This is a genomic window from Nordella sp. HKS 07 (genome assembly GCF_011046735.1).
Taxonomy (GTDB): Bacteria; Pseudomonadota; Alphaproteobacteria; order Rhizobiales; family Aestuariivirgaceae; genus Taklimakanibacter.
Genome location: NZ_CP049258.1, coordinates 1378134 through 1404314, shown reverse-complemented (window position 1 = coordinate 1404314; position 26181 = coordinate 1378134). Strand labels below are relative to the sequence as shown.

Sequence of the window (26181 nt, the reverse complement as noted above, 5' to 3'; positions counted from 1 at the left end):
AAGTCCATGCAAGCAACCGTTGATCCGGTCATCAAATTCGACGGCGTCGGGAAATCCTTTGGCGGCTTCACCGCGGTCGATGGCATCTCGTTCTCGGCAGCGGCGGGTGAGACGGTAGCGCTTCTTGGCCCCAGCGGCTGCGGCAAGACCACGACCCTGCGCCTGATCGCCGGCTTCGAAGAGCCGGACAAGGGTACAATCGAGATCAGTGGGGAATCGATGGCCGGCAAGCGGCCCTATGAACGCAATGTCGGGCTGCTTTTCCAGCATTATGCGCTGTTTCCGCACATGACGGTGCAGGAAAACATCGCCTATGGGCTGAAGCATCGCGGCTGGCCGAAGGCCGATATTGCCGATCGGGTCGCTGAGATGCTGCGCCTGGTGCAGCTTGAAAGCTTCGCCGATCGCCGGCCGCGGCAAATGAGCGGCGGACAGCAACAGCGCGTGGCGCTGGCCCGGGTGCTCGCGACAAAACCCAAGCTGGTGTTGCTCGATGAGCCCTTGTCGGCGCTCGATGCCAAATTGCGCGAAGAATTGCGGGTGGAGCTGAAGGAAATCCTGACCGCCGTCGGCTCGACGACCATTGTCGTTACCCACGATCAGGACGAGGCGATGAGCCTCGCCGACAGGATCATCGTGATGAATCGCGGCCGTCTCGAGCAGCAAGGCGCACCCGATGAAATCTACTCCCGGCCAGCGACATCTTTTGTCGCAACGTTCATCGGCCGGACGAATTGGTTTCACGGGACGATTTCGGCCGCCAAGCCAGGCAGCTACGCCCATGTCGTGACAGCGGCAGGAACGCTGTTGACGGTCAGTGATCCGGGCATTGCGGATGAAACCCAGGTCAGTATCTGTGTCCGCCCGGAGCGTATTACCGTTGCCGTAGCCGGGACGAAGAAATCGGGATCGGGCGCCAACCAGTTGCCCGGCACCGTTGCCGACATGATCAATATGGGGCCTGAACTCCATTACAGCGTCGATTGCGCCGCAGGGCCATTGATGGTCGTCGAGCCGAACCGTGGCGGCAAGCGATTCGGCAAAGGCGACAAGGTCTGTGTCGGATTCCGTGCCGAGGATTGCGTCGTGCTTCCGGCCGCGCCGTAGCGCCATGACGTGCCAGTTCGAACTGCGATAACTGCAATAAGCGCGACCCGGAAGCACTCCTCATTCAGCAGCCACCACCATCGGTTCCGACTGCGCTCGCCGCCGCTCCGCCAGGCGCCGGACGACGACATAGAAGACCGGCGTCAGGATCAACCCGAACAGCGTCACGCCGAGCATGCCGGCGAAGACGGCGATGCCCATGGCTTGGCGCATCTCGGCGCCCGCACCGGTCGCGATGGCCAGCGGCACGACGCCGGCGATGAAGGCGAAGGACGTCATGAGGATCGGCCGCAGGCGCAGACGGGCCGCCTCGAGGACCTCAAGGGATCGAGCCCGTCATCCTCCCTGGCGCGCGCGAATTCCACGATCAGGATGGAGTTCTTGGCAGCGAGACCGACCAGCACGACGAGACCGATCTGGGTGAAGATATTGTTGTCGCCACCCCAGAACCAGACGCCCGCGATGGCCGAGCAGCGCCATCGGCGCGATCAAGAGCACCGCGAAGGGCAGCGACCAGCTGTTGTATTGCGCCGCCAGGATGAGGAACGCGACCAGCACCGACAGCGGGAATACGAACAATGCTGTGTTGCCCGCCTGCTTCTCCTGGAAAGTGAGCTCGGTCCACTCGAAATGCATGCCGGCCGGCAGCGTCTCGCGGACGATCTTCTCGATGGCATCGGTGGCCTCTCCGGACGAGAAGCCCGGGGCCGGGCTGCCGGTGATATCGGCCGACGGGTAGCCATTGTAATGCATGACGCGATCAGGCCCAGAGCTTTGCGAGATCGTGACGAGGGCGGCGAGCGGCATCATCTCGCCTGCGGCGTTGCGCAGTTTCAGCCGGCCGATGTCCTCGGCCTGCATGCGGAAAGCCGAGTCGGCCTGGACCATGACGCGGTAGGTGCGGCCGAAACGATTGAAGTCATTGGCGTAGAGAGAGCCCAGATTCACCTGCAGCGTTTCGAAGATCTCGGTCAAGGGAACGCCTTGCGCCTTGGCCTTGACCCGGTCGATGTCGACCTCGATCTGCGGCGCGTTCACCTGGAAGCTCGCCATCATGCCGGTCAGCTCCGGTGCCGCAGCCGCCTTGGCCAGGATCTCGCCTTGCGCCTTCGCCAGCGCCTCGAAACCAAGCCCCGCCCGGTCCTCGATCTGCAGCTTGAATCCGCCGATGGTGCCAAGCCCCGGCACCGCCGGCGGCGGAAATATCCCCAAATATCCGTCCGGTATCTGGCCGAACTTGCCCCACAGGCGTCCGGCGATAGCGTTGGCCGACAGCGATGGATCCCGGCGCTCCTCGAAGGGATCCAGCATGGCGAAGATCACGGCGGCGTTCGGGATGTTGACGAAGCCGTTGACCGACAGGCCGGGGAAGGCCACCACACTCTCCACGCCCGGCTCGGCGAGCGCGATCCTCGACATCTCCTTGACCACCGCCTCGGTGCGGTCGAGCGAAGCGCCGGTCGGCAATTGGGCGATGCCGACGAGATAATACTTGTCCTGCGCGGGCACGAAGCCCGCGGGCACGCTCTGAAAGCCCAACCAGGTGACGGCGAGAAGGCCGGCGAAGATAGTCAGCACCAGACCGCTCAAACGCACGGCGCGCCGCACCGACCAGACATAGGCGTTCGAAGCGCTGTCGAAGAAGCGGTTGAACAACCGGAAGAACCAGCCGAACAGCCGGTCGATGATGCGCGTGAGAAGGTCCTTGGGCGCGCCGCCATGATGCGGCTTCAGGAGCACGCCGGCGAGCGCCGGCGAGAGCGTCAGCGAATTAATCGCCGAGAGAATGGTCGAGATCGCGATGGTGAGCGCGAACTGCCGGTAGAACTCGCCCTGAAGTCCGGTCAGGAAGGCCGAAGGTATGAACACCGCCGCCAGGACCGAGGTGATGGCGATGATCGGCCCCGTGACCTCGCCCATCGCCCGGCGCGCCGCTTCCTTGGGAGCTTCGCCCAGCACGATGTGACGCTCGACATTCTCCACGACGACGATCGCGTCGTCGACGACGATGCCGATCGACAGCACCAGGCCGAACAATGACAGCGTGTTGAGAGAGAAGCCTAAGAGGTGCATCACGGCGAAGGTGCCGATGAGTGATATCGGCACGGCGACGAGCGGAATGATCGACGCCCGCCAGGTCTGCAGGAACAGCACAACGACGAGCACGACAAGCACGACGGCCTCGAGCAAAGTGACTGCGACCGCTTCCAGCGACGCGCGCACGAAAACCGTCGGATCATAGGCGATCCGGTAGTCGAGGCTTTCCGGAAAATCGCGCTTGAGCTCCGCCATGGCGCCGCGCACCGCGTTCGAAACGTCGAGCGCATTCGCTTCAGGGTTCTGGATGATCTGCAGCGCCACCGCTGGCTCGCCGTCGAGGAGGCTGCGCAAAGCATAGGCGTCGGCGCCGAGCTCGATGCGCGCAATGTCGCGCAATCGCGTGACCTGGCCGTCGCCGCCGGTCTTGACGACGATGTCGCCGAACTGTTCCTCGCTGGTGAGGCGTCCCAGCGTGTTAACGGTGACCGGGAACTCGGCGGAGGCGTGAGGCTGCTGGCCGACGGAGCCAGCGGCAACCTGCACATTCTGCTCATGGATCGCGGCGACCACGTCGCTCGCGCTCAAGCCCCGGGCGGCAACCTTGCCGGGATCGATCCATATGCGCATGGCGTATTCGCCCGCACCCCAGACGACTGCATCGCCGACGCCGGAGAGCCGGGCGAGCACGTCGCGCACCTGCAGGATCGCATAGTTCGAGACGTAAAGCGGATCGTAGCGTTTGTCCGGTGAGAGAAGATGCACGACCATCAGCACGTCGGGAGACGTCTTCTGGGTGACGACGCCGATCCGCTGTACCTCTTCCGGCAACCGCGGAAGTGCCCGCGAGACGCGGTTCTGCACCTGGATCTGCGCGATGTCTGGGTCGGTCCCTTGCGCGAAGGTGACGGTGAGCGTCATCCGCCCATCGGTGGCCGCCTGCGCACTCATATAGAGCATGCCTTCGACGCCGTTGATCGCCTGTTCGAGCGGCGAGGCGACGGTCTCGGCGATCACCTGCGGATTTGCGCCCGGGTAGCTTGCGGTCACCTGGACGGTCGGCGGCGTGACGGCGGGATATTCGCTCAAAGGCAGCTTGACGAGGGCGACCGCGCCGACGATCACCATCAGCACCGAGAGCACGACCGCGAAGATCGGGCGGTCGACGAAAAACCGAGGCAGGTTCATCGGGATGCCTCCTTAGCCGCCAGATCGGTCTTGCCGCCGGCGGCGGCCATTGAAACGGGTTGTGGCGTGACTTCCATGCCGGGGCGGACCAGTCCCTTCACGATGATGCTCTCACCGGAGTTGAGGCCGCGGGTGACGACGCGCAGGCCGTCGACCACCGGCCCGAGCTCGACCGGGCGGTATTCGGCCTTGTTCTGCGGGCCGAGCACCAGCACATAGCGGCGGCCCTGGTCGGTCCCGACTGCTTGGTCGTCGATGAGGATCGTCTGCCGCGGCGCATCGGTGGCAAGCCTCACCCGCGCGAAAAGTCCCGGTGCGAAGCGCCCGTCAGGATTGGCGACAACGGCGCGCGCCCTGACCGTGCCGGTCCCGCGGTCGATCCCATTGCCAATGAAATCAAGGACGCCTTCATGCGGAAATCCCTTCTCCGTCACGAGCGCGATCCGAACCGGAAGCTTGACCGCGTCACGTTCCCCACGGTCAGGCCTGGCCCTGGCGGCAAGATCGAGATAGGTCGGCTCGTCGATGTCGAAATGCACATGCACCGGATCAATCGAGACGATTGTGGTGAGAAGCGTCGCCGCTCCGGCATTGCCGCCGGTGACCAGATTGCCCCTGGTCACCAATACACGATCGACCCTGCCGGAGATGGGCGCCGTGACACGCGCATAGGACAGATCGAGCCGCGCGGCCGCGACCGCGGCCTTGGTCGCCTCTACCTGCGCCTGACGCTCACGCTTTTTGGCCGACGCATCGTCATAGGTCTTGCGCGGGATCGCCCCATTCGGCACGAGCTTCGCGGCCCTGTCGAAATCGGTCTCGGCCTGCGCGAGCAAGGCCTCAGCCTGGCGCAACTGCGCTTCCGCGGTCTCGACAGCCACCTCAAATGGACGCGGGTCGATCTGGAACAGAAGCTGTCCTTCGTCGACCAGCCCGCCCTCGGGCACGCTCACCTCGTCGATGGCGCCGCCGACGCGCGGCCTGAGCTCGACGCTACCGACCGCCGCGACATAACCGGTGAATTCGCTCCAGGGGGCGACCTCGCGTGTGACAACTTCCGCAACCGGAACCTGAGGAGGGGGCGGCGCCGCAGGCGGTCCAGCACCTTCGAGTTCCGCGCCAGGGGAGGGCGCAAAGTCGAGGACGGGGCCGACATGGGGCGTTATCTCGTCCCGATACACATAGACGAGGACGCCGGCGACAAGAGCGGTCGCCAGGAAAAAGAATGCGGCCCTGCTGGCCATGACAAATCCACCTTCGATACGTTGAGCCGCCCGATCAAACGAGCGGCGGAGAAACGACTTGTCGCGAAGGTGGTGGTTCCAATCATGGGAAGGTCAAGGCCCATCTCGTCGCGCGGTCTGTTTAGTTCTCCTTGCGAATAATGCCGGGGCTGAAATTGGAGCGAACAGTGACGGTCACCAGCGAGACGGCCCAACGATCACCCGTTCCTCGCCTCGGCCGGTTGCCGTCATGAAAATGACGGTTGCGACAATTCCGAGCAAGAACAGCAGGCTGGTAAAGGTAGTGCCCAATCCGAGCCCGCCATATTCGACCGGCTGGGATAATGCATCGCCGAAGGAGGCGCCGAGTGGCCGCGTGAAAATATAAGCCAGCCAGAATGCCGCAACTGCATTGAACCCCATCAGATAGGCATAGAAGCACGCGATGACTATGCCGAAGAAGAGGACGCCCGTGGCGAAGTAACCGAGCTCAAACTTCTCGGCGACCAGATCGCCCACTCCGGTGCCCAAGGAAAAAGTGAAAAGGATCGCCAGCCAGTAAAATATCTCACGCCGCGTCGTGATTACGTGTGGATGGAGAGAGTGCGTTCGAACCAGTACCAGATTACAAATGTGAGTAAGAGTGCAATGCTGAACAGCGCCACTGTTGTCTCCAGCCGGACTCCGAGATTGTCCACCAGATTGTCGGTGATGAGAGTGCCCACCACGCTGATCATGACAACCGCGGCCCAGTAAGCCCATGGGACGTAACGCTTCGGTCGAAACTGCAGGAAGATAAAAACCGCCAGGATTGCGCTCATTATCCACGATGTTGCGGCAAGTCCGAGACCGAGATTCACGGCCAGATAGTCAGCGGCTGTTTCACCCATTGTCACGGCCAGAAGCTTGACCAGCCAGAAGTCGGGAGTGATCTGCGGGACGCGGTTGGGAACACGTTCGATGCTGTTGGCAAAATCTCTCATAGTGAGCTCCTTCTCGCGGCTGCCGACGCCGCTACTTCTTGATGACGAGCTTCAGCGCTTCATCAAAGAACTGATCCGCACGCTTGTCGTCGTCGGCGTTGCAGCGCTCGATGCCTTTGCTCTCGAGTTCTGTTACCTTGCTCTTGTCGGGTTCACTCAATGATGCCGCTTTTTCCGCGTCGCGCAGCTGCTTGAGCATATCTTCGCAGGGCACGGCTGCCGCCGCGTTTGCGATTGCGCTGCCCGCCACAGACAGACAAAGTGCAGCTGTGGCGAGGGTGAGCTTGTTCATGGTTCCGGATCTCCCGATTGCGGTTGAAATCGCTGTGATGCCGGGCGAGCTTGCAGCCGGCCCTGCGAAGAATGCCCAGGGCCGGCTGTCGCCCGTCTGTCTGAATCTTTACGGATCGTTAAACGGCCGGCCAAAATTCCGTACTATCAGGGGGCGTTGCGCGAGAGAGACCTAAATATGGCCTGTCGATGGAGGGGCGCCAACGCGCGGTTCGCCGAGAGGAATCCTCATGATGGCGCGCAGGCCAGGGCGGTTGTCTTCCAGGTCGATGTGGATATCATGAAGGCTGGCGACCGCGGCCACGAGGGAAAGACCCAGGCCATTGCCCGGCGTGGTGCGACTTGCGTCGAGCCTATAAAATCTCTCGAAAACCCTCTCCCGCTCGGCTGCTGGAATGCCAGGTCCAGAGTCCGCTACTTCGGCAATGATACCGCTGCCGCCTGCTTCGAGCTTCAGGGTGATCTTTGTTTGGCCAGGAGTGTGGCGGATCGAGTTCTCGATCAGATTCGCGAGCATCTGGGTCAACAAGTCGCGATCGCCGATGATCCGCAGGTCCGGTTGGATGAAGGTAGTCAGTTCCTTTTCCATATCCTCCGCCACCGGCTGATAGGCGCGCGCCACCCTTTCGGCTACTTCCGAGAAATGAACCAGCTGGAAGCCTTGCTTGCGCGATCCGGATTCAATCTGTGCTATTCGAAGCAACCCGGCAAAGGTCGCCAGCAAATTGTCGGCTTCTTCGATTGCCGTGTCGATAGCCGCCACATACGCCTTCCGCGGCTTGCCGTCCGCTCTGGCGGAGTCGAGAGTCTGGCGAAGCCGGCTGAGTGGGCTGCGGAGATCGTGAGCGATGTTTGTCGTGACCTGCTTGAGGCTGTCGAGGAGCGTTTGATTGTTGTCAAACAGGCGGTTCAGATTGGCTGAAAGCCGGTCCATTTCGTCCGACGTTCCTTTGATTGGAATGCGTTCCTTCAAGTGGCCGTTAATGATGGCCAGGCTTGTCGTGTTTATCGCATCTATCCTGCCAAGAAATTTCCGGCTCGCGAATATGCCGGCGAGGATTGCGACAAAGAGGGCTGCGGTCATTGACCAGGCAAATGACTGAAGAATAGCCTCCCGTGTCGAGATTACAGGATAGGCGTCCTGGCCAACGAAAACAAATGATCCGTCGGGAAAGCCCGTGCCTCGGCCCCACAGCTCGTGATCCTCGTCTCCCAACAGGCTCGGGTCCGCGACCTGTTTGGAATTGAACGGCCCTTCGTGCCACCCTCTCAGATCGGCCGCCGCGCCGAGGTTCCCTGCCAGCTTCCGCCCATGGCTATCCTGGAGATAGTAGTACCGGTTCATCCCCTGCGCGTATCGCAGCCGCTCACTCACATCGTCGACGATTGACTCTACTCCTTCGGCGGTCGCGTCGGTTACCAGCTCCGTCGAGTCATTTTCGATCGACTGCCGCAACTGATCACTCATTGCTCCCGTCGTCGCGAAATAGGTGATCAAGATGAGGGTGGTAAAGCAGAAGGCGAAGAGGGCTGCGACCAGTACGGACAGGCGGAAACTGATGGTTCCGAATGCTCTAAGCATCTTCACGCAACGAATACCCAACACCGCGCACGGTTCGTACGAGTTCGGTGGCGAAGCCCCTGTCGATCTTGGCGCGCAGTCGGCTGATATGGGTCTCGACCACGCTTGTTTGCGGGTCGAAGTGGAAATCCCACACATTCTCCAGGAGCATCGTTCGCGTCACTACCCTGCCGTCGCTGCGCATCAAATACTCAAGGAGGCGAAATTCCTGTGGTTGCAGCTCGATCGCCTTCCCTGCCCTGCGTACGGTGCGCTTGAGCAAATCCATTTCCAGATCGCCGACCCGAAGCGTGGTCTTTACGTCCGAAACCGGCGGCCGGCGCAATATGGCCGAAAGGCGGGCAAGCAATTCCGACATGGCAAAGGGCTTTACGAGATAATCATCGGCGCCTGCATCCAGACCTTCAACTCTGTCGTCAATTCCAGACATGGTGGTCAGGAAGATCGCCGGCGTATGGTTTCCCATCGCCCTGAGCATTTTGACGATGCTCAACCCGTCGAGATTAGGAAGCATGCGGTCGACAATTATCACGTCGTATTTTTCGGTCGCGGCAAGGTACAGGCCATCCTTGCCGTCCGCAGCGCTATCAACGACAAAGCCATTCTCTTTGAGACCTTTGACGATGAATGTCATGGTGCTCTTGTCGTCCTCGATCAGGAGTGCTCGCAAAACCTTGCTCCTGCCACTTGGCTTTGTTGATCGATCGCTTGCCGCCTCTTTCTGGCAAGGCAGCTGCGCGCTCCGGGGCGTTATGGACATAACTTGTGGCCTTCAAATGGACAGAGGCATCGGTCCGCTATCCATAGAGGGGCGAAACTTTGTTCAGCCTTACCGGGACTTTACCGATTTGTAAGGGAGATGGCCGGGACGACGCCTATTAGCGGTCAAGGTCGTCCAGACGGTTGCCTATCTGCCGGAGCGGGACACATCCGTTCGCTTTCACGTCGGCCTGCAGTATTTGCGGGGAAGCGGCGCGCGATGTCCGCAGTAAACCCCGGACAGGGCTTGAACTCCGTGTTGGGCGGGGCTAACGAGCTGCGTGATCCAACTCAACGTGATGCAATCGGCCGGGCCATGCTGCGATCATCTCTCAAACACCTGTGGGCGTGGCTCAACAGGGTAATGCGCGACCCGCTCGCGCTCCTCGCTTTCGTCCTGGCGGTCGTCGTGGGCGGTGGCGCCACCTTCCTGGTCCTCTGGATGTCGGCCCTTCTGGGCCTGATCTTCGCGCTCGTCGGAATTCCTGTCGTTTTCGGCCTGTTGAGCTTCGTGCCTAGAGTAGGTGGCGCGCTCAGTCTTAGCGGGAATATCGGAGCGGGGATTGTGCTGGTGGCGCTGATCGTCTGATATGGACAGGTCCGCAGCTTTGGGAGCGTCAAAGGATGCGCATGGCGACTGTGATTATCGGCGTGTTGGACACGGTCGTCTGGCTTGCGGTTGCCGCCGGCATGTTTTTCTCAACTTCAGATCCCGCCACCAGGGGCCTCGACAGCATGGCCGGCGTTCTGGTCACGGCGCTGTTTCTGCTCACCGGCCTGCCGGCGCTGCTTCTCGCCTGGCGCGGCGCGAGGCCGGGGCTGGCGCTTGCGCTGGCCGTCGCCTTTCCGGCGACTTTCGCGATCCTCTTCGTCGCGGCGATGGTTGCCTTTGCATGAGGATTGGGAACTCCGGCCGGGAGACTGAATGACGGGGGTGTCCGTAGTTTTGCGGCGCGCTACAGGAACATTCTGGCTTTTCGCGCGTTAAGTAAGCCTCCGGACCGGACGCGCCGCGCCAGGAAAGAGCGGTGGCGGGCCTCTTTTCTCACTCCGATACCCCCCAACCCCGAGAGTCCGATCCTTTCGCCGCCTGCATGATGCACATGTCGTAGGCAATGGAACGGGACGGCCTGAACGACGTTTGGTCACCATGTCCATCTGGGAAGATCCCTCTCTACCGGTCCAGTTGAGAAAGGCTGACATCGATGCCTTTCCGATCCGGCGGGCTCGCCCCGGAAAAATCCGGCATGTCACCAATGGAAAGGCGCGATCGATCAGCTCCCGCGATGCCGCCAGGATCGCGAAGCTTGTCATTCCGCCGGCCTGGCGGGATGTCCGCATCAGCGCCGACCCGCGCAGTCACATACAGGCGGTGGGGCGCGACGAAGCCGGACGCCGCCAATACATCTATCATCGCGACTGGGAGGTGGTCCGCAACGACGTGAAGGCGCGCCGTCTCGCCCGGCTGATAGCCGCCTTGCCGCGCATAAGAGGCAGTATCGCGCGTGACCTCGATCGGGAAGGAGACGACGCCGTTCTCGCGACCGCCGCGCGGCTGGTGGATCGTCTGTGCCTGCGCGCCGGGCATGAGGAATATGCGGGCGAAGAAAGCGGGCGCGGCGTGGCTACGCTGCTGCGCAAGCATGTCGCCGTCTCCGGCGCCATTGTATCCTTCGATTTCCCGGGCAAGGGCAAGAAGCATATCCAGGCCAGTCTCGATGACAGCAAGTGCGCGCGCAACATTGCCCGGGCAAAGCTGTCGTCCGGGCGGCGCCTGTTCAAGTTGAGAAGTGGCAAGGGATACAGGAACATGACGGCCGGTGATCTCAATCGCTATCTCGCGGGCATAGCGGGTGCGAAGATCTCAGCCAAGGACTTCCGGACCTTGCGGGCATCGTCCGTTGCGCTTGAGCGTCTCGCCGGCAGCGCCGGCGGAACCGACACGGAAAGGCGGCGTGCGCTGGCTCAAGTCGCGAAGGAGATCAGCGCCATGCTCGCCAACACGCCAGCCGTGACCCGCAAAAGCTATATTCACGCGGCGATCATCGAGCAGCATGAGAATGGCTCTCTGTCCTATTGCACGGGAAAGCCACTTCCCAGATGCACAAAGGCGGAGCAGGGCCTGCACGATTTCCTCCGCGCGGCCGGCAAGCGTCACAAGAGGAATAATTGAAGGCCTCACGTGCTGATCGGAGAGCTGGAAATTTTCCGTTGGAGACCTGGGGTCGTGATCGCGCCAGCGGCGCCCGATTGGAGCTGAAGTGCTGGGACGCTGAGCTCAGTCGAGATAGCTGACACACCTGTCGACAGGGCATAGATCGCCGGGGATCCTCCATCTACAATCGCTTGCGCCTGACTATTGCCCAGAGAACGACGATTAAAAGCAGCGGAGCGGCAGGCCAGTGGAACCAAATGTCGTCTAGACCGCTGAATACATTAATCAAGAACAGGAAGCCCACGACCGCACAGATCACGGCGATTGGGCGGGGCAGGCTTAGATACCACTCCCAAATGCGGGCGAGGACAGTCTTCTGATCTCGCGCGGGGTGTTGGGATGTGGCGGGCGCCGCCCCCTTGTCAGACCGCGATTTGGACTCTCGCGTCATCGAGCCGCCTTGAACGACCCGATAGATCTCGATCGGGTTGGCGATATTCTTCACGTGCTGATGGCCCAGACGGTCAAAGCCGATAGACAGCTTATTGTGCACTTGGTCGTAAGCCGGGCCGGAGATTAGAATTCCGCCGGGCTCCGCCAATTGCTGTAGACGGCCGGCGATATTGACGCCGTCTCCGTAGACGTCATCGCCCTCCACCATCACGTCGCCGAGATTGATGCCAATACGGAATCTCATCTGTTTCTCATCCGGCAGGGCACTATTGTGACCGGAAAGCTCTTGCTGGATCTCGACGGCACATTGCACGGCCTCTACGACACTGGCGAACTCGGCGATAATCGCGTCACCCCAGGTATTGATGATGCGCCCATCGTGCCGCTCGATCAGATTCGCCATCGCGGAACGGTAGCGGCGCAGCGTCGAAAGCGTGCCCGCTTCGTCCGACTCCATCAGGCGAGCATAGCCCTCAACGTCGGCGCTCAGCACCGTGATCAGCCGTCGCTTAACCTTCGTCATGGAGCAGCGAACCTCATCTAGAGCCTTTCCCGTTTTGATCGAATCAATGGCTTCGATCAAAACGGGATAAAAAAGCTCGATTACATATATTTGGAGCGCTTCCTTGTCGCGAAAGTCGAGCAACTTTCGCGGGAAGCGCTCTAGAGGCGTTTGGCCACAATATCGCATACTTTGGGGCCGGGCCGCTCCAGTTCTCACGGGCGGAACAGGCGGTCATAATACTCGAACAAGGGCGCCAGGTCATATTGCGCATCGACCGGAATAGCCAAAGTCGAGTGCTGGATCACATTGCTCTGGGTATCGCGGAGCGGGGCCGGGACATCATCCACCATCAAAGCGCCGGACCTCAGGCGTCGCTCGATCGCGACGCTTCCGATCAACGCTTCAAGGGCCGACACTTTCCCGACCAGACCGATCAGCTCGCGTGCCATCAGGACGGAATTAGGAAAAGCGGGCGAATAGTCCTCGTCACCCTCGGCCATGTAGCTCTCGGTCAGAAGCAGCACCGGTGCAGTCTTCGTCAGAGCGGTGCGCGCCAGGCTGGTCATGGTGTAGGTGATGTTGCGCGTATAGAGGCCGTCGAACGCGTCGGGATCGCCGGCGACCAGTCCGGACGGTAGATCGATGAAGGGATGGGACACCATCTTCAGCGCCCGGCTGTTGCTGCCGATCACCACCAGGCCCAGCGCCTGGCGCAGATGATCCATGCCGAGCGTGACCTGGCTCGTGTCATAGTCGGGAACCGAGATCAGTTCCTTGCTGGCGACGACGACCACTGGAGAGCCGTGGTTGGAGTTGGCGAAGGATTCGAGCACGGGCACGAACTGATCGAGCGCAAGACGAAGCGCCGCCAGCGTGTGGACGCTGTCCCGAAGACTGAGGAAATCCTGGAGCTGACGCGGTCCACCTGTTTCCCAGAGGTGGCTTCCTTTGAGCAGCCTTTGCATCTCATTGCGAATATTCTGCTGCGAGCGCGAGGCATCCTGTCGTGAGCCGACTTCTCTCAGCGGCGCCAGATTGGCGCGAAAGCCTTCGATGGTGAGGGCGAGTGCAGTTTCCTGCGCGCAGCAAGGCCTCGGCGCGGCGCACCACCTGCGCGGCATAAGCGACGGTGATGAAGTTATGGGTCAGGAGATTGGTCGCTTCTCCTGCCTTCAGCTCGAATTTCGGGTCCGCCAGCAGGCTCATCGCGGCTTGGGCATTGGCGGTCAGGTCCGCATCGCCCATGGAGTTGCCGTATTCGACATTATCGGGAACGGCATTGCCATTCACCCGCTCGATCAGCGTCGCGACAAGATCGGGGCTGGCGCCCGAGAAGCCCCGCGCGAAACTGTTGACGAGCAACGCCCATGCCGCGCGCATGGTGCCGCGCTCAACCAACGGCAGCGTCCCGTCACCGACCCGCGTCGCTTCCTGAATGATATTGATGCGCCCGAAGCGCCGCATCGCGTCGGGCGGCAGGGTGGTCTGGAAGTCGGCTCCATACATCGTGGTGATGCCGTAAGCGGGCAGTCCCTTTTCGATATAGTGATCGACGACGGCGCGGGCCGTGCGAATTCTCTCCATCCCCTCCGCCGACACCGCGATCGTGGCTCTGCCTTCGGCGATGTCCACGATATCGGCGATGGTCAAGCGTTCGCCGCTCAGGATAACGACCCGGCCTGTCGTGGCCGGCTGATCGGACGCAGCGCTGCCAATCGCCGCGCTGGTCAAGAACAGGACAATTGAAAGAACTCGCGCGAGAGATGCTGCAGCGGTGTGGAAGAGCATGGCTGGCCTTGGCGTGATGGTTGCAAGGAAAGGCGTTGCGGCCATCTCAATCGAGATAACTGACCATGCCTGTCTGCAAATCATAAATCGCCGCGGTGATCTTGACCTTACCGGCGCCGGCGAGGCCGGCGATCAGCGTGCTCGCGGCGGAGACCCGCTTAGCGGTCCGCCTGGCGCTTTCGCGGGCAGTGTTATCGACGAAATCGCCGGTATCTTTCCGCATCGCGATCGCGGCCGGCAGAATGGGCTCGATCATCGGGCCGATGGAACCCGGATAGGTCGCGTTCTTGCTGACGACATCGCAGGCGGCCTTCACCGCCCCGCAACTCGTATGGGCGAGGACGACGATGAGCGGCGAGCCGAGCACGGCGGCGCCGTATTCGACCGTGCCCAGGGTCGCAGTGTCGACGAGGTTGCCGGCGTTGCGCGCGACAAAGATCTCACCGACGCCGTGGCCACCGAAGATCAGCTCCGGCGGCACACGGCTGTCGGCACAACTGATGATCGTCGCCCAGGGAGCCTGGTGTCCGGCAACCGCGCCGCGCTGCTTCGCCAGGTCGATCGAGCAGAGCTCCGGATGGTCGACATAGCGCTGATTGCCCGCTTTCAGCTGGGCCAGGGCTTCATCGGGGGTGAGCGCGGTCGGCGCGCCCTCGGCGGCGCGTGCCTGCCGTGACAGACCGCCAAGTCCGAGGGCCACGAGGCTCACCGCGCCGATCTTCAGCAGGTCTCTCCGGCCTATCCCATATTCCTTGCAATGATCGCACATGTCCCGTCTCTCCCATGACCCGGCCGCCTTGGCCTGTTCTTGCCCAAATGGATTTGCTGTATCGCGCAAGGCGTTACATAACATGTATATAACGTTAGGTCACTTGCTCAGTCCGCGGGGTGGAGCAAATCCATTTCACCAGAGTCTTCAACGCCGGCGGGATTTGCTCTGGCTTGCGATGAGCTTGGATTGAATCAGGACGGAAGATCTTCAGTGCTTGTCGGACAGGCGGCAGTCGAGTTTCGGCGAAGGTAGCTCTCGAAATCCTCCGGCCGGCGCGTCGCGGAGGCCGGGTACCGCGCGGACACCTGCGCAAATCGTCCTTCGCGGATCGAAGCGCACATGCTGGAGAAGGCTACTGGCCAAGGATCATCCAGCTCCGCCTCAAGCCGGGTCAGATATTCATCCGGTGGGCAGTCCCGGTAGGTGAATCCCCGCCCCATGGCCGCGCTTGCCACGCGCGAAATTTCGGGCATCGAATAGGATCTGGATCCGGTCATATTCCAGACGCCGTCGGCCCGTTCGACCACCGCCTCGACCGCGGCGTCGGCGACATCATCGCGCGATACAGGCGCGATGCGCGCATCCGCCAGCGGAAGCGAGATCATGGGCTCCGCCAGCCAGTGCCGATGGATGAATTCGCAGTAGAGGCCGCATCTGATGATGGCAACCGCGAAGCGCGACGCCTCGAGCCGCTGCTCGGCGTCCCGATAGACCGTCGCATAGTAGAAGGGTGAGCTATCCTCGATATCGACGATGCTGGTAAAGACGACATGGGCGATCCTCTGCCGTTCGGCTGCGTCTATGACATTGGCATGCTGGCGCATCATGTCGCCGGCAAAGCCGTCGCCGGCCACGAACAACAAGCCGGTGATTCCGGCGAAGGCCCGATCCAGACTTCCGGGATCGTCATAGTCGGCAATGGCCAAGGGCGTCTCCGGCGGCACAGACTTGCGAAGCCGCGCCTCGTCGCGTCCCATGGCGACGACCGGCATTGCGAGGTCCCGCAGGCGATAGACCGCCTTGCCTCCGATGTAGCCACCCGCACCCGTAACGAGAATCATGCAGACTCTTCTCATATTGTTCGACGGCCGTCACGATCCCGGCCGGGCGTGCGCGGCGGCGGGCCTGCCGTGAAACTATTCCCGGCATTGCCAGCGGCAAGGATTCTCGGACAAAGTATCTGTTTCCGGTTCGGAGACACGGGTGATTCCTCCATGACCAGCCCTCAGGAGACGACGGCCCGCGGCAGCTTGCCGGGCTGGGCGATCGCCATCGGTGTGCTGCTGCTTCTGGCCGGGCTGCCTTTGGCGGCCTGGCTCGATCTACGCAATCTCGCCGAAGGGTCGCTCCGTCTCCAGGCCAGTGACCTCAATTCCGTCATCACCAGCGTGCGCAGCTATTATGCCAAGAATGTTGTCGGCCGCGTGCTGGCGCATTCCGGTGAAACCCGGGTCATCCACAATTATGCCGATGTGCTGGGCGCCATCCCGATCCCGGCGACGCTCTCCATCGAGCTCGGCAAGGTGATCGGCGAGCAGCAGGGCAATATCACCTATCGCTTCGTCTCCGACTATCCGTTCAAGGGGCGGGCACCGCATGAGCTCGACGGCTTCGAGCAGGACTCGCTCAAGCAGCTGAGAAGCGACCCGAGCCTTGTGATCAATCAGGTGTCCTGGAGCAATTTCAACGGGCGCGTGCGCCTGGTTGCGCCTGTGCTCATGTCTGCCCCCTGCGTCGCCTGTCACAACAGCCATCCCGAAAGCCCGAAGCATGACTGGAAGGTGGGCGATGTGCGCGGCATCCAGGAGGTCATCGTCGACCAGCCGATCGCCAAGAACCTGTTCTCCTTCAAATATCTCATGAGTTATTTCGGCATCATGGCGCTGTTCGGCCTCGGCGTGGTCGGCTGGCAGCGCCGGCAATCCGGCCTGATCGCCGGCATGAACCGCGAGCTCGAGACGAACAATGCCTTCCTGGCCGCCGTCTCGATGAAGATCTCTCGCTATCTCTCGCCGCAGCTCTACAAGAGCATCTTCGCCGGCGAAAAGGATGTTGCGATCCAGACCGAGCGCAAGAAGCTCACCATCTTCTTCTCCGACATCAAGGATTTCACGGCGACCACCGAGCAGCTGCAGCCGGAAGAGATCACCCATCTGCTCAACGAGTATTTCACCGAAATGTCGACCATCGCGCTGCGCCATGGCGGCACCGTCGACAAGTTCATCGGCGATGCGATCCTGATCTTCTTCGGTGATCCCGAGACCAAAGGCGTCACCGAGGATGCGTTGGCCTGCCTCAGGATGGCGCTGGAGATGCAAGCGCGCACCGCCGAGCTCAATGCGAAATGGCGCGGCGAGGGCGTCGAGCAGCGCTTCCAGGTCCGCATCGGCATCAATACCGGCTTCTGCAATGTCGGCAATTTCGGCAGCGCCGACCGCATGGACTATACGATCATCGGCGCGGAGGCCAACCTGGCGGCGCGGCTGCAATCCATCGCCGGGCCGGGCCAGATTGTGCTCTCCTACGAAACCTATGCGCTGGTGAGCGAGATCTTCGCCGCCCATTCCCTGCCGCCCATCCAGATGAAGGGCATCAGCCGGCCGGTCGTGCCCTATGTGATCGATGGCGTGCGCGCCAGCGGCGGGGTGGTGTCGAACCTGATCAGCGAGCATGCGCCGGGGCTCGATCTCTATCTCGATCCCTCGCTTATGGATGACGCGACTGCCGAACGCACGAGAGCCCTCCTGGAGCAGGCGATCGCCACCCTCGATGCGAGGCCGAGGAGTTAGAGAGCTAACGCCAGGCCGCCATCAGTGTCCCTGGAAAACTAGTGTCTGCACCGGGAGGAACAGCGCCTGCATGCGGAGGATCATGGCGTGCACGAGTGCCAGGGCGTCTACGGCATGCAGGAATATCCCGCGCAAGGTGCCTGTATCGGGCGATTCGATTTCGTCGTGATGGTTGCTGTAGGCATTGGCAATGCAGCTGCTGCCAGGCGGAATGCCGTCCAGCGCATTCTTGAAGAGCGGCTCCAGATAGACGGTGATTGTTCCGGGCGCCGCCATGTTCTGCACGTCGAGCAGTTGATCCCCCTGCCGGAGTTGGCCGGCGGCGATGACATCCTGCACCTGGGCCACGACCAACGGAATGATCGTGAAAGGTTTGCCTATGCAGGTGGCCTCGGCGATCATGCCGGGTTTCATCACGTTGGCCTCGATCTGGCCGAAGCCCGCAATCAGCCGGCCACGTCCGGCATCGGTCGGCACCAGGATGCCTGCAGGCCGTATCAAGGTATTCACAATATCGCCCCGCCTGAGCGTGAACTGCTGGACCGTTCCGCTGACCGAGGCACTGATAAGCGTCTTGTCCAGCGCGACCTGCGCCTGCGCCAGAGCTGATTCCGCACTTGCCTTCTGGGCGGGCAGAAGCGAGCTGATCTTCGTCTGAAGTGTCTGCTTGTTGGCCGTCGCAGCGTCTACCGCGCCCTTCCGTCCGTCCACGGCGACCTGAAGGCGCTCCACTTCACGCCGCGAGACGACATCTTTTTTCACGAGTTCGGCCTTGACCTCCAGTTCGTCTACCGCTTGCTGATACGCGCCCTGGGCCTGCTGGATCAGGCCATCCGCCGCGGCAAGTTCTGCTTCAGCGACTTTTGTCTCAGCCTCGACCTCGAGGATGCGGCGACGGGCAGTTTCCACCGCGGCCTTCTGCTCCGGAATCGTCGAGCCGGAACAACGGAGCACCCGCCTCGACCTTTTCGTTCACGGTCGCATACACCTCGGCGACGCGGCCGACGGACTCGGGCATGATGCTCACGGTCCGGAACAAGGCCGTGACCTGCTTCGTCGAGGGATGAAAGTAGAAAATAAGCGTTACCAGCGAGATCGTGAGCAGAAGGCAGCCGGTGATGCCATAGCGCAACTCGTACCACATCGTGGTGAAGGTAATTTCGCGACCTATGCGTTTGTCTTGAACATACCGGCGGTAGAGGTAATCCGGAAGGATCGTGAGCATCGAGCACAGCATCAACTCAAACATGGCTGAGCTTCTTTCCAGCATCGACTTTCGATGCTTTGACGACGTCATGCGGAGGGGGGGCCTCGACGCCCGTTTCCGCACTATCGGTGGCCTGTGGGTGCGGAGGGTCATCCTGTTTGGCCAGCCGCCTGAGTGACCCCGCCATCGATGACAATGGACTCGAGAAATCCGGCAGTTCAACCATCGCCAGCAGCAGTGCCGCAATCCAGTAAATGTGATTGTGCGTGAAAAGGGAGATGACGCACAGGACGGCCACGATCTCCATCTGCACCTTGCTCGTCCGATGCGCCATGTGCTCGGGCAGTGCATGAAGCTTGAAATAAAAGACGCCCAGCAGGAAAACAAACAGTAGGAGAAAACCAACGACGACGTTGAAGAGGATGTCGGTCTGCCCCGGAGCTGTGATGAAAACCGGAAGATGCTCAATCGCAACAGGGTGCAGCTGATCGCTACTTGCCTCCTCCGCACAGGTCAGACGGGCAAAGAGCGGGGCGGAGAAAATGAACGCTCCCAGGCGCGCTACCGCAGGCACGAATGGGGGCATCCTCGATCCACATTGCTGCTGACCACACAGGCGTTCCCTTAAGTCCGCGCCCCCTCCAGACAGGTTCCGGCATCCCGGCCGATTTGTGGCGCCCGTTCGCGTCGACAACCACCTGTATGCATGCACTTCAGGGGCCGTGATCATGCAGATCCACTTTCGTATGCTACTCGTTCAAATCGGCACTCGACGAATGATAGTGAAAGGACCTTGCTCTGCCTCCCTTGCGCATGAAAGGCGCGCGGAAAGACGGACTGCTAATGATTGTATACTGCTTTGGCGACTGCTTATCAATGCGAGCCAGAGTAACGGTGATTTGATGGGCTGTAATCTGCGGCCAATATCAAGGACATTGAGAAGGGAGGGCTGAAATGCCGGTGAGATAGGATTGCCTCGTATCCTCGCGGTCGCCGAAAATCATGGTGACGCCGATCTTCGCCAACAGGCCGGCTCGTTCCAGTGTCTCGAAGACCAAGCTATGGAAGCCTCCTCATGGGAAGGACACGTCTTCGCATATGCTGGAAACGCGCCGCCCTACCAGGCCAGATACATGCCGACATCGCCCGGCACTCCATCGGGAAAGCTGACGATCTCGGCGCGCACCTTGAATCCAAGGGGCCGGAGCTCCTTCTCGAAATACTGGAACGCCCGCTTGCCAAAGCCCTCGAGTGAATTCGGCCAATCCGGCTCGGCATTGTTGATGCTGCGCCCGCCGTCATTGGTGAAGCTCGCGGGGAACCGGAGCACCAGGACCTCCCGCACTCCCCGGCTGGCCGCGGCACGAACTGCCGCATTGATACGCTCGGCGGCTTGCGGAGCGACATCGCGCGACTGGAAGGCCTTTTTCATATCTTCGTTTGCCTGATCGGACTGGCGCTTCTTCGCGAGGTCCTCCTTGAGTTGCTCCATTATGGCGTCTTCGGAAATTTTTTTGAGATCGTCCGGTTTCAGAATTTGGGCCATTCTTCTTCCTCCCGACCGCCACCGGTCAGTATTTTTCGGTAATCCAACGGCGGTGTTTCATTGTCGCCTGGTCGTCATAGGCGTGTTTGTCCGAGCGCTTGGGCAGTTTCACCTTGGAACGCGACACCTGCTCATAGGGAATGCGCGACAGGAGATCGGCAATGCAATTGAGCCTTGCTCGTCGCTTGTCGTCGGAGCGCACGATATGCCAGGGGGAGCTCTCGGTGTCGGTGGCATCGAGCATCCGGTCGCGAGCGCGAGAATATTCGTACCAACGTTCGCGCGATGGCAAGTCCATGGATGAAAGCTTCCACTGCCGCATCGGATCATCGATGCGCGCTTCAAAACGACGCTTTTGCTCGGCGTTACTCACTTCCAGCCAATATTTGATCAGCAGGATGCCTTCCTCACGGATTTGCCGTTCGATAAGCGGCGCCAGCTTGAGGAATTTTTCGTATTGCTCCTTGGTGCAGAAGCCCATGACCCACTCGACGCCGGCACGATTGTACCAGCTGCGGTCGAAAATGATCACTTCGCCGGCGGCAGGAAATCTCCCGATATAGCGTTGGATAAACAGCTGGCTTTTCTCGCGCTCCGAGGGCGCGGGCAGCGCGACGACTTGAAAAACACGCGGGTTCACGCGCTCGGTGATCGCCCGGATGAGGCCTCCCTTGCCCGCGGCATCGCGACCCTCGAACAGGATGATTATCCGTTGGCCGGTGTGCTTCACCCATTCCTGGAGAACGCATAGCTCTGTCTGGAGCTTCCTAAGCTCCTTCAGATATTCCTTTCCCTTGAGCTGTTCCTTGTCGCCCTCGAGCTCCTTGATATTCTCAGGCTTGCCATTCATGGGGGTGCTCACTTCCTGGCTTGGACAGGCTGCCCAGCCGAACATAACACCGGCAATCTCGCCTGTGGAGCCTAAATGGATGTGGAGGAAGGACGTTCCGGAAGCCGAGTGCCCGATGCGAAGCCCGCCCTATGCGCAGCATACGCGTTGGATTTCTGCTGGCGTAACACTTGGGCGACGAGATCCAACGAGTGCGCCATTGCGGACTATTTTCTCCTTCCGAAAATCATGATAGGGTGAAATTCAGATTGGCGGGCATGGCCCGAATCCAAGCGTGAATGTCGTGTCTCATACGCCGTGCCGAAATGGCCTCCGATGGAGTCAGCGATGAATCTGCGAGACGCTTTCCCAATTGCGATCATTGACGAAGATTTTGAAGCGAAGAGCGCCGCCGGCCGCGGCATGCGGCAGCTTGCGGCGGAGATCGAGAAGAGGAATTTTCGGACCGTTTCGGGGCTGAGTTACGCCGATGCGCACCGGCTGGCCACCGTCTTCAATAATGAGTCCTGCTGGCTCATCTCGGTGGACGGCGCCGAGAATTCTCCCAAACAATGGGAGATACTCGAGGAGGTCCTGGTCGCCAAGCGCGCCCGCAACGAGAAGCTGCCGATCTTTCTCTTCGGTGATACGCATACGGCCGCGAATGTGCCGACGAGTGTGCTAAAACATGCCAATGCCTTCATGCATCTGTTCGAAGACTCCGCCGAGTTTCTGGCGCGGGCGATCGTGCATGCCGCGGAAGTCTATATAGAGCGCCTTCCGCCGCCGATGTTCAAGGCGCTGATGGACTACACGCTGCATGGCAGCTACTCATGGCACACGCCGGGGCACGGGGGCGGTGTCGGCTTCCGGAAAAGCCCGGTGGGACAGCTATTCTACGAATTCTTCGGCGAGAACACCGTCCGTTCGGATGTCTCCGTCTCTGTCGGCTCGCTCGGGTCGCTGCTGGACCATACAGGCCCGATTGCGGAAGGCGAGCGCAACGCCGCGCGCATCTTCGGGTCCGATGAGGTGATGTTCGTCGTCGGCGGCACCTCCACATCGAACAAGATCGTCTGGCACGGCATGGTGTCGCGGGGCGATCTCGTGCTCTGCGATCGCAACTGTCACAAGTCGATCCTGCATTCGCTCATCATGACGGGCGCAACGCCAATCTACCTGACGCCATCCCGGAATGGTCTGGGAATTATCGGCCCGATCTCGCGCGATCAGTTCACAGCGCAATCGATCAAGAAGAAGGTCGCCGCAAGCCCCTTTGCCAAGGACACGAGCGGTAAGGTCCGGCTGATGGTGATGACCAATTCGACCTATGACGGGCTTTGCTACAATATCGACAAGATCAAGGAAACGATAGGCGACAATGTCGAAGTGCTGCACTTCGACGAGGCCTGGTATGCCTATGCCAACTTCCACGAGTTCTATGACGGCTATCACGCCATCTCGTCGCGGGACGCGCAAAGGTCCGAAAACGCGATAACCTTCGCCACTCACTCGACCCATAAGCTTCTCGCGGCCTTGTCCCAGGCATCGATGATTCATGTCCAGCACGCCAAGAAGCGCAAGCTGGACATGGCGCGGTTCAATGAATCGTTCATGATGCACACATCGACCTCACCGCAATACGGCATCATCGCCTCATGCGACGTGGCGGCCGCAATGATGGAACAACCGGGCGGCCGTGCGATCGTGCAGGAAACGATCGATGAGTCCTTGAATTTCCGCAATGCGATGACTGCGGTCCGTAAGGATCTCAAGCAGGACTGGTGGTTTGAGGTCTGGCAGCCTGATGCCATGGCCAAGGAACCGAAAAGCGAGAGACCGAGGTGGGTTCTCAAGCCGGGCGACAAATGGCACGGGTTCAAGGATCTGGCCGAGAACCACGTCCTCCTCGATCCGATCAAGGTGACGATCCTCAGCCCGGGCCTCTCAGCCGATGGTGCCATGCAGAAGCAGGGTATCCCGGCCGCGGTGGTCACCCGTTTCCTGTCTACCCGCCGCATCGAGATCGAGAAGACCGGGCTCTATTCATTCCTCGTGCTCTTCTCGATGGGCATTACCAAGGGCAAGTGGAGCACACTCGTCACCGAGCTCCTGAATTTCAAGGATCTTTATGATGCGAACGCGCCGCTGAGCCGGGTGTTTCCCGCAATTGTCGAAAAGCATCCGGATGCGTATCAAACGATGGGACTGCGCGATCTCTGCGACAGCATTCACAAGGTGTATCGCGATGACAAGGTGCCGGCGGCGCAGCGCGACATGTACACCGTGCTGCCGGAAATGGCGATGCGGCCGGCCGACGCCTATGAGCGCCTTGTTCACGGCGCGGTCGAAAGTGTGGAAATCGACCATCTCATGGGCCGCATCCTGGCGGTGATGCTGGTGCCCTATCCACCCGGCATTCCGCTGATCATGCCGGGCGAGCGGATCAGCGCGGCGACCAAATCCATCCTCGACTATATGAAGTTCGCGCGGGAGTTCGACGGCAAGTTTCCGGGCTTTGAAACCGACATCCATGGTCTGCGCTTCGAGCCGACTGCCGACGGCCGGCGGTATCTCGTCGACTGCCTGAAGGAGTGATTACGTGATTCCGCGCTCGGTGAAGGCTCCGACCGTTCCCATCCAGTTCCACAAGCTTCTCAAGATCGTGGCGATCGTGGATAAGGATAATTCACAGACGAAGGAGCTTTTGGCCAGCCTTGAGGCGGAGCGCTTCGAGGTCGAGGTCAGCGATAGCTATGAGCGGGACGTCTCCGAAGATGCGGATGTCGGCGCCTATCTGATATTCGTCGATGGCGAACGCCGTGAGAAGGCGAGATCACTTGGTCGCGCCGTAAGGGAGATCGGGTTCAAGATTCCAATCTGGGCGCTCGCTGACTCGCATGAGGTCGCTGACCTCATGGTGGTCGAGATGACGGGCGAGGTCGATGGCTATGTCTATCTTGGCCAGCAGACGCCGCAGTTCTATGCCAAGCAGATCGTCTCCAGTCTCATCCACTATGGCATGAGTTTGCTGCCGCCCTTCTTCGGCGGGCTCATGGCCTATGACGTGGAGGCGAATATTGCTTTCGACTGCCCAGGTCACCAGGGCGGCCAGTTCTATCGAAAATCCCCGGCAGGCCAGCTTTTCTTCAAGCATTTCGGCGAGAGTATCTTCCGCAATGACCTGTGCAACGCCGATGTCGATCTGGGCGACCTTCTGATACATGAGGGCGCCGCGGCGCATGCGCAGCGTTATGCGGCACAGGTGTTCGGCGCCGACAAGACCTATTTTGTGCTGAATGGCACCTCCACCTCGAACAAGATCGTCACTAACGCTGTACTGCGGCGGGGCGATCTCGTGCTTTTCGACCGCAATAATCACAAGTCATTGCATCAGGGGGCTCTGGTTCAGGCTGGCGCCATTCCGGTCTTCCTGCCCACCGCCCGCAATTCCTTCGGCATGATCGGGGCGGTAGATTGGGATGCCTGGGATGAGGACTATCTGCGCAAACAGATCCGCGCCAATCCGTTGATGAAGAATCCGGATCTTTACATGGCCGAGCGCCCCTTCCGGCTGGCCTGCATCCAGCTCGCGACCTATGACGGCACGGTCTACAATGTGCGCAAGGTGATGGAGAAGATCGGACATCTCTGTGACTACGTGCTCTGGGACGAAGCCTGGATCGGCTACAATGCGTTCCACCCGCTGTTCAAGGATCACAGTCCCATGCGGCTCGAAACGCTGGGACCCGAGATGCCGGGGCTGTTCTCGACGCAATCGGTGCATAAACAGGGCGCGGGCTTCTCACAGGCTTCGCAGATCCACAAGCGTGACCAGCATATTGACGGTCAGCGCCGTTTCATCGATCACAAGCGCTTCAATGAATCCTTCCTGATGAACGTCTCGACCTCGCCCTTCTATCCGCTCTTTGCCTCGTTGGAGGTGAACGCGAAGGTGCATGAAGGCAAGTCCGGCGAGATGTTGTGGGATCACTGCATCGAGCTCGGTATCGAGGTGCGCAAGAAGTTCCGGGAGTTCGGCGCATTCTATACCAAGGCGGGAAAGACCCCGGAGGAACAGTGGTTCTTTGATCCATTCGTCCCGGACGTCGTGACGATCAAAAACTCGGACTTTACCAAGGATGCGAAGAATGTTCCGTGGGAGAGCCTGCCGACTGACGTCCTGAAGCGCGAGCAGCAGTGCTGGGTATTCGACCCCAAGGGCAAATGGCACGGCTATGCCGGCTATGCCGAGGGCTATGCCATGGTGGACCCCAACAAGCTCATGCTGCTGACGCCGGGGATCACTCGCAAGACCGGTGAATATGCCGACTTCGGCGTACCCGCGACGGTCGTCGCGAATTACCTGCGCGAAGAACGTATCGTTCCCGAGAAGTGCGATCTGAACAGCATCCTGTTCCTGATGACGCCGGCCGAGGATGAGAGCAAACTCAATGCGCTCATCGCCAAGCTCGTCAAGTTCAAGAATCTCTGGGACCGCGATGCGCCCTTGGCCGACGTCCTGCCGACACTCTATGCCGCGCATAGCGACCGCTATGATGGATATTCTATCCGGCAGGTATGCAATGAAATGCACAGTTTCTACAAGAGCGCCGATATCAAAGGGTTGCAACGCGGCTGTTTCCGTGCATCCAGCTTCCCCGAACAGGCCATGACCGCCGAGGATGCTTATCAGGCACTGGTGTCCAATGACGTTGAATATCTTCCTCTCGACCAGATCAGAGATCGCGTCTCGGCGACGCTTGCTCTGATCTATCCGCCGGGGATCGGTGTCGTTGTTCCAGGCGAGCGCTGGACTGAAAAGGCCCAGCCCATGATCGATTATCTCCGGGCCTTTCAGGAGTCGTTCAACAGGTTCCCGGGCTTCAACTATGAAGTGCAGGGGGTGTTCCAGGAGCGCGTCGACGGACGCATCGTGTTCCACACCTATGTGGTTCGCGAGTAGG

General features: G+C 60.6%; 19 protein-coding genes and 3 pseudogenes. 7 read left to right on the top strand and 15 right to left on the bottom strand.

What is annotated here, in order from left to right:
* Window positions 1-6 precede the first annotated feature (6 nt).
* Entirely contained in the window at window positions 7-1107 is a 1101-nt protein-coding gene (locus G5V57_RS06630) for an ABC transporter ATP-binding protein (RefSeq protein ID WP_165166755.1), read from the top strand.
* A 60-nt stretch (window positions 1108-1167) separates the two neighbouring features.
* Here the strand turns inward: G5V57_RS06630 and G5V57_RS06625 are convergent.
* The 6 genes and pseudogenes from G5V57_RS06625 to G5V57_RS06600 all read right to left on the bottom strand — a co-directional run bounded on the left by G5V57_RS06625 (window position 1168) and on the right by G5V57_RS06600 (window position 9081).
* Window positions 1168-4332: pseudogene (locus G5V57_RS06625) on the bottom strand (efflux RND transporter permease subunit).
* The gene (locus tag G5V57_RS06620) at window positions 4329-5576 is read right to left on the bottom strand and encodes an efflux RND transporter periplasmic adaptor subunit (protein ID WP_165166754.1); all 1248 of its coding nucleotides are present in this window, start codon (window positions 5574-5576) and stop codon (window positions 4329-4331) included. Before G5V57_RS06620 ends, G5V57_RS06625 begins: the two are co-directional and overlap by 4 nt.
* 174 nt (window positions 5577-5750) lie before the next feature.
* Window positions 5751-6538: pseudogene (locus G5V57_RS06615) on the bottom strand (hypothetical protein).
* Window positions 6539-6569: 31 nt separating this feature from the next.
* Window positions 6570-6830, bottom strand: coding sequence for a hypothetical protein (locus G5V57_RS06610; protein WP_165166753.1), 261 nt, complete (start codon window positions 6828-6830; stop codon window positions 6570-6572).
* 171 nt (window positions 6831-7001) lie between these two features.
* A complete protein-coding gene (locus G5V57_RS06605) occupies window positions 7002-8411 on the bottom strand; it encodes a HAMP domain-containing sensor histidine kinase (RefSeq protein WP_246737664.1) in 1410 nt (469 codons plus the stop codon).
* Entirely contained in the window at window positions 8404-9081 is a 678-nt protein-coding gene (locus G5V57_RS06600; RefSeq protein WP_165166751.1) for a response regulator transcription factor, read from the bottom strand. Before G5V57_RS06600 ends, G5V57_RS06605 begins: the two co-directional genes overlap by 8 nt.
* Window positions 9082-9486: 405 nt before the next feature.
* Here G5V57_RS06600 and G5V57_RS06595 point away from each other — a divergent pair, with 405 nt between their 5' ends.
* The 3 genes from G5V57_RS06595 to G5V57_RS06585 all read left to right on the top strand — a co-directional run bounded on the left by G5V57_RS06595 (window position 9487) and on the right by G5V57_RS06585 (window position 11343).
* Entirely contained in the window at window positions 9487-9759 is a 273-nt protein-coding gene (locus tag G5V57_RS06595; RefSeq protein ID WP_165166750.1) for a hypothetical protein, read from the top strand.
* A 41-nt stretch (window positions 9760-9800) separates the two neighbouring features.
* On the top strand, window positions 9801-10067 hold the full coding sequence (locus G5V57_RS06590) for a hypothetical protein (protein ID WP_165166749.1): 267 nt from the start codon (window positions 9801-9803) through the stop codon (window positions 10065-10067).
* A gap of 253 nt (window positions 10068-10320) precedes the next feature.
* Complete coding sequence (locus G5V57_RS06585) at window positions 10321-11343, top strand: DNA topoisomerase IB (RefSeq protein WP_165166748.1); 1023 nt, start codon at window positions 10321-10323, stop codon at window positions 11341-11343.
* Between the two features lie 163 nt (window positions 11344-11506).
* On the opposite strand, the gene G5V57_RS06580 is transcribed toward G5V57_RS06585, so the two are convergent.
* The 5 genes from G5V57_RS06580 to G5V57_RS06560 all read right to left on the bottom strand — a co-directional run bounded on the left by G5V57_RS06580 (window position 11507) and on the right by G5V57_RS06560 (window position 15904).
* A complete protein-coding gene (locus G5V57_RS06580) occupies window positions 11507-12424 on the bottom strand; it encodes an adenylate/guanylate cyclase domain-containing protein (protein WP_371744742.1) in 918 nt (305 codons plus the stop codon).
* A 71-nt stretch (window positions 12425-12495) separates the two neighbouring features.
* Window positions 12496-13308 carry an aromatic amino acid lyase gene (locus G5V57_RS06575; RefSeq protein ID WP_246737663.1) on the bottom strand — a complete coding sequence of 271 codons (813 nt, stop codon included), beginning with the start codon at window positions 13306-13308 and terminating at the stop codon, window positions 12496-12498.
* Complete coding sequence (locus tag G5V57_RS06570) at window positions 13250-13933, bottom strand: aromatic amino acid lyase (protein ID WP_165166746.1); 684 nt, start codon at window positions 13931-13933, stop codon at window positions 13250-13252. Before G5V57_RS06570 ends, G5V57_RS06575 begins: the two co-directional genes overlap by 59 nt.
* A gap of 184 nt (window positions 13934-14117) precedes the next feature.
* Window positions 14118-14840 (bottom strand): carbonic anhydrase, encoded by a 723-nt coding sequence (locus G5V57_RS06565; RefSeq protein WP_165166745.1) that lies wholly within the window; start codon window positions 14838-14840, stop codon window positions 14118-14120.
* A gap of 194 nt (window positions 14841-15034) precedes the next feature.
* Window positions 15035-15904 (bottom strand): NAD(P)H-binding protein, encoded by an 870-nt coding sequence (locus G5V57_RS06560; RefSeq protein ID WP_165166744.1) that lies wholly within the window; start codon window positions 15902-15904, stop codon window positions 15035-15037.
* A gap of 153 nt (window positions 15905-16057) precedes the next feature.
* Here G5V57_RS06560 and G5V57_RS06555 point away from each other — a divergent pair, with 153 nt between their 5' ends.
* Window positions 16058-17632 carry an adenylate/guanylate cyclase domain-containing protein gene (locus G5V57_RS06555; protein ID WP_165166743.1) on the top strand — a complete coding sequence of 525 codons (1575 nt, stop codon included), beginning with the start codon at window positions 16058-16060 and terminating at the stop codon, window positions 17630-17632.
* 21 nt (window positions 17633-17653) lie between these two features.
* Here G5V57_RS06555 and G5V57_RS06550 read toward each other — a convergent pair.
* The 4 genes and pseudogenes from G5V57_RS06550 to ppk2 form a co-directional block, all read right to left on the bottom strand.
* A pseudogene (locus tag G5V57_RS06550) lies at window positions 17654-18881 on the bottom strand (HlyD family secretion protein).
* Window positions 18874-19356 (bottom strand): hypothetical protein, encoded by a 483-nt coding sequence (locus G5V57_RS06545; protein WP_165173883.1) that lies wholly within the window; start codon window positions 19354-19356, stop codon window positions 18874-18876. Before G5V57_RS06545 ends, G5V57_RS06550 begins: the two are co-directional and overlap by 8 nt.
* A 600-nt stretch (window positions 19357-19956) precedes the next feature.
* The gene (locus G5V57_RS06540) at window positions 19957-20385 is read right to left on the bottom strand and encodes a hypothetical protein (protein ID WP_165166742.1); all 429 of its coding nucleotides are present in this window, start codon (window positions 20383-20385) and stop codon (window positions 19957-19959) included.
* 25 nt (window positions 20386-20410) lie between these two features.
* Window positions 20411-21235 carry a polyphosphate kinase 2 gene (gene ppk2 / locus G5V57_RS06535; RefSeq protein ID WP_165166741.1) on the bottom strand — a complete coding sequence of 275 codons (825 nt, stop codon included), beginning with the start codon at window positions 21233-21235 and terminating at the stop codon, window positions 20411-20413.
* 327 nt (window positions 21236-21562) lie between these two features.
* On the opposite strand from ppk2, the gene G5V57_RS06530 reads away from it, so the two are divergent.
* Entirely contained in the window at window positions 21563-23812 is a 2250-nt protein-coding gene (locus G5V57_RS06530) for an Orn/Lys/Arg decarboxylase N-terminal domain-containing protein (protein ID WP_165166740.1), read from the top strand.
* A gap of 4 nt (window positions 23813-23816) precedes the next feature.
* Window positions 23817-26180 carry an ornithine decarboxylase gene (gene speC, locus G5V57_RS06525; RefSeq protein WP_165166739.1) on the top strand — a complete coding sequence of 788 codons (2364 nt, stop codon included), beginning with the start codon at window positions 23817-23819 and terminating at the stop codon, window positions 26178-26180.
* Window position 26181 lies beyond the last annotated feature (1 nt).